This is a genomic window from Marisediminitalea alba (genome assembly GCF_002993365.1).
Classification (GTDB): domain Bacteria; phylum Pseudomonadota; class Gammaproteobacteria; order Enterobacterales; family Alteromonadaceae; genus Alteromonas; species Alteromonas alba.
This window is the reverse complement of record NZ_PVNP01000067.1, coordinates 1-4,034: the sequence shown is the minus strand read 5'-3', so window position 1 is coordinate 4,034 and position 4,034 is coordinate 1. Positions and strand designations below refer to the sequence as shown.

Below are 4,034 nucleotides of genomic sequence, written 5' to 3'. Positions count from 1 at the left end.
TGATCAACCCTCAATAACTGTATTCATATACAGTATAGCAACAATTTAGCAGAACATAGCCATCTGTTAAGTGTTCTAACTCGGCTATAAGCTTTGTAAATTGTGCTGGGATCATGATCAACCCTCAATAACTGTATTCATATACAGTATAGCAACAATTTAGCAGAACATAGCCATTCTTTAATTGGTCGTTAATCGTCTCGATAATGAATCGCTTTGACAGCATTGCCCGATCCCATAATGACATCGCTTTTGCTTTCATATTCTTACGAACCGTTGTGATAAGCGTGACGCCTTTATCAAATAAATTGTCTTTGAGCGCATTGCTTAAGTAGCCTTTGTCGCCGTAAAGTTTATCTGTTAAACCTTCCGCTAGCTCTTCGACTGGCTTGGTATCGTGCACGTTACCTGTGGTGACTTTAGCGGCAACAATCTCCCCCTTATAGTTTACAATTAAATGTAACTTGAACCCATAGAACCAGCCCATCGTACCTTTTCCTCTTTGTGCAACACCCTCAAAGGTCTTATGCCTTGGTATCCGAATGTTATGGCACACTTTTAAGGTTGTAGAGTCAATGAATTCAATACCTGTGGGTTTACCTTTGAGTGAAGTGAAATAAGCACACATGGGTACAATAAGACTAGGCATCACTTCCAAAAATCGTGTGTAGCTCAATAATTTAGGGAAGTCCTTTTTATAAAAACACGAGACATAGCCTAGGTAATAATTCTTGAAATCACGATGATGGCTCATATGGAAACCAATGACGACTGTCATCATTTCGCCCATAGACATACGACTATCTCTGCGCCTTTGGCGACTACCATCTTCTAGTAGCTGCTTTTGCCATTGTGGAATGAATACTTTGCAAAAATCATCGACATCACAGTACAACTCTACTAAATTCTTCATGCCTGTTCCTTTTGTTTTGTTCCCACTTTCTTGGTCGAAAGATCGGATCTTGGAACGGGCATTTAGTTCAATTTCTTAAACCGAGTTGGGGTTAAATAATAATTAATGAAAGGAATAGTCGAATGAAATATAAGTTAAAAACTATCTACCCGCTAAGTGCCCTTACTTTAGCTATGGCTTTATCATCGGGGCAAAGTTTTGCTGCTGAAGCTCAAGTAAACAGCGACAACGATCAGACGGAAACTAAAACAGCGCAACAAACAGAAGAAAAAGTGGCTAGAAAAGATACCCTTTTTGAAACGATTCAAATCACGGCGCAAAAACGTGAAGCGAGTATTCAGTCAACTCCTATTAGTGTTACCGCTATTTCAGGCGATGTTTTGGATCAAATGGGTATCACCAACATGGACGATTTTCAGTTTTTCGCCCCAGGTATAACGATTACTAATGATTCGATGGCAATTATTAATATTCGTGGTGTTGGCACAACCGCTTTTGGTGTCGCCACTGATCCTAGCTCAACTATTTATATTGACGGAATTTACCAACCAAGGCCAACCACGGGCTATCAAGATATGTTCGATGTTGAACGCTTAGAATTGCTGCGTGGTCCACAAGGGGTTTTATTTGGTCGAAATTCTGTTGGTGGTGCCTTAAACATTATTTCTAAAGCGCCCACCGATGATGCTGAAGGAACCGTTGGTTTAACACTTGGCAGTTATAATAAACAAACACTAACAGGTACTTTTTCTGGCGGTTTAACTGACAATAGCCGCGGTAGAGTAACGCTATTAAAAAATACCCGTGATGGTATCTACAAAGATATGTTAACGGGTGAAGAATACCAAGATGAAGATACCTTTGCTGGCCGTGGAACGCTTGCTATTGATTTATCAGATAAATTAGAAATCGTTTTAAGAGGCGATTACAACAATGATGGCGGCACGGGCTATATTAGCCAACGCGGTGGTTATACCCAAGATTATGTTGACGCGGGTGCGGCAATACCAAAAGATGACTACGATATAGCGCTAAACTATAAACCTAAAACAGACGTTGAAGTATGGGGGCTTTCATCAACGTTGACATGGACTGGCGATGATTACACCATAAAGTCGATTAGTTCATACCGTGAAAGTGATTTCGATCAAACCACGGATGCGGATGCTACAGAGTTTACGGTATTTAACATCAATTTTTTTGAAGCCTCAGAATCATTTACTCAAGAGTTTCAATTATCAAATACCACACCTGATGGTTTAGATTGGATCACTGGCCTATTTTATTTAAAAGAAGATGGCAGCGGGGGTATTGATCTTTTATTTGATGGTTTGGCCATTGAAATTACCGAAGAAAATGTTACCGAAGCTTATGCGGCTTTTGGCCAAATGACCTATGATGTTAACCCTAAATTAAGAGCCACATTTGGTTTACGCTATAGCTATGAAAGTAAAAATTATGGCTATATTACTAATGTTAATGGCGGCCTTGATGACACAGGAACACCGGATGACAGTTGGAGTGCATGGACACCGCGTTTTGCCTTAGATTATGACTTAGCTGATGACATTATGATTTATGCCTCAGCAACTAGTGGCTTTAAATCGGGCGGTTTTCAAATTGGTGATGGCACTTCATTTGAACAAGAAGACTTATGGAGTTATGAAACAGGCATAAAATCAACCTTGTTGGAAAATCGTTTACGTGCCAATGTTGGTTTGTTTTTATATGATTACACCAATTTGCAGGTTGTTGAATACGATGATGATAGTGGCATTTCAACCACAACAAACGCAGGTAAAGCCACTATTCAAGGTATTGAAGGTGAGTTTGTTGCTCGTGTAAGTGATAATTTTGATGTTAATTTGGTGGTTACTTATACTAATTCCGAATTTGACTACTTTCCACAGGGGGAAGGTGTAGATTTTGCTGGCAACGAGTTACCTAACACGCCAAATTTAACCTATTCACTAGGCGCGCAATATACTACCGAAATAGCCAATGTTGGTTACTTAGTCTTCAGAGGTGATTATGCATGGCGTGACGGTGTTTACTTTAAAAGCAACAACGAAGAAAAATTCCAGTCAGACTCATATTCATTACTTAATTTAAGAGTTTCGTTGATGACATTTGATGATCAATGGGAAGTTTCATTATACGGCACTAACATGCTAGATGAACGTTATGCTACTTATATCACCGCTGGCCGAAATTTAGATGGCTCACTTACCGATAGCGGTAATACAAGTAACACTTATGGTGAACCTCGCCAATATGGCGTAAAAGTGCGTTATAACTTTTAATTAAAAGTTTACGCATTATCACGTAAAATCAAGCCGCTTATTTAGCGGCTTTTTACATTAGATACTATGGTTTTACGTTAAATGTCGTTTCGAATTAACGCGTTTAGGTATTTGATAAAGCCATTATTGTACCTTTTAGCTATGAAACTGAAGAAGGGATAAAATCTCAAAAAAATTAAAACTGAATTAGACCAACATTTTATCCCAAACAGTGAAAATAACACTTAACTAACGTGCATATTTTTTAGAAATAAGCTAATTATTATACTTCTTTATGAAACAGGAATACGTAAGGGAGAGATGTTATCTCTTACTGTAGGTAACTGCATGTAACCGTTCAGCAGGGCCCTATTGACAGGCTGCTTTGAAGTCGCCGAGTAGAGGATAGGACGTTTTGTTTAACGTCGCTTCGAGAATGGCGCGGAGCCAATTCAGTGGATTCAGCTTTTGTTTCCGGCAGGTTTCTACAATGGTGAGTATACGTTGTCTGAACAGTTCCCCTCGGTGAGAACACACGCCATAGCTGCCTTTTCGCCACAGCACATAGCTTCGCAATGAACGCTCTGCTTCATTGTTAGTGAGGGGGACGCCATCGTGACTGAGGAACACCCAGCACATATCATCGTGTTTTAGCCGCAGCTTACACCGGTTCTGATAGCGGGGAGTAACACAACGCCTTGATGCCAGTTCAAGTTGTTCTCGCCAGGCGATACGCAGTTTTTCCATTCGGTCCCGGTATCGCTTTTCACTTAGTTCGTTACTCTCATACCGGTGTTGCAGCCGGAACAGTATGCGAATGAGCCTGACTAACGTTGTTC

At 40.1% G+C, this 4,034-nt stretch carries 3 protein-coding genes; 1 reads left to right on the top strand and 2 read right to left on the bottom strand.

Translation table 11 applies throughout. The features are described 5' to 3' along the window. Positions 1 to 124: 124 nt before the first annotated feature. Positions 125 to 778, bottom strand: a complete 654-nt coding sequence (locus C6Y40_RS07995) for an IS982 family transposase (RefSeq protein ID WP_334050961.1) — start codon at positions 776 to 778, stop codon at positions 125 to 127. 257 nt (positions 779 to 1,035) lie between these two features. On the opposite strand from C6Y40_RS07995, the gene C6Y40_RS07990 reads away from it, so the two are divergent. Then, positions 1,036 to 3,216 (top strand): TonB-dependent receptor, encoded by a 2,181-nt coding sequence (locus C6Y40_RS07990; RefSeq protein ID WP_105934129.1) that lies wholly within the window; start codon positions 1,036 to 1,038, stop codon positions 3,214 to 3,216. Positions 3,217 to 3,564: 348 nt separating this feature from the next. Here C6Y40_RS07990 and C6Y40_RS07985 read toward each other — a convergent pair. After that, positions 3,565 to 4,034: IS66 family transposase (locus tag C6Y40_RS07985; RefSeq protein ID WP_146129521.1), on the bottom strand; the 470-nt coding region annotated here is incomplete at its 5' end.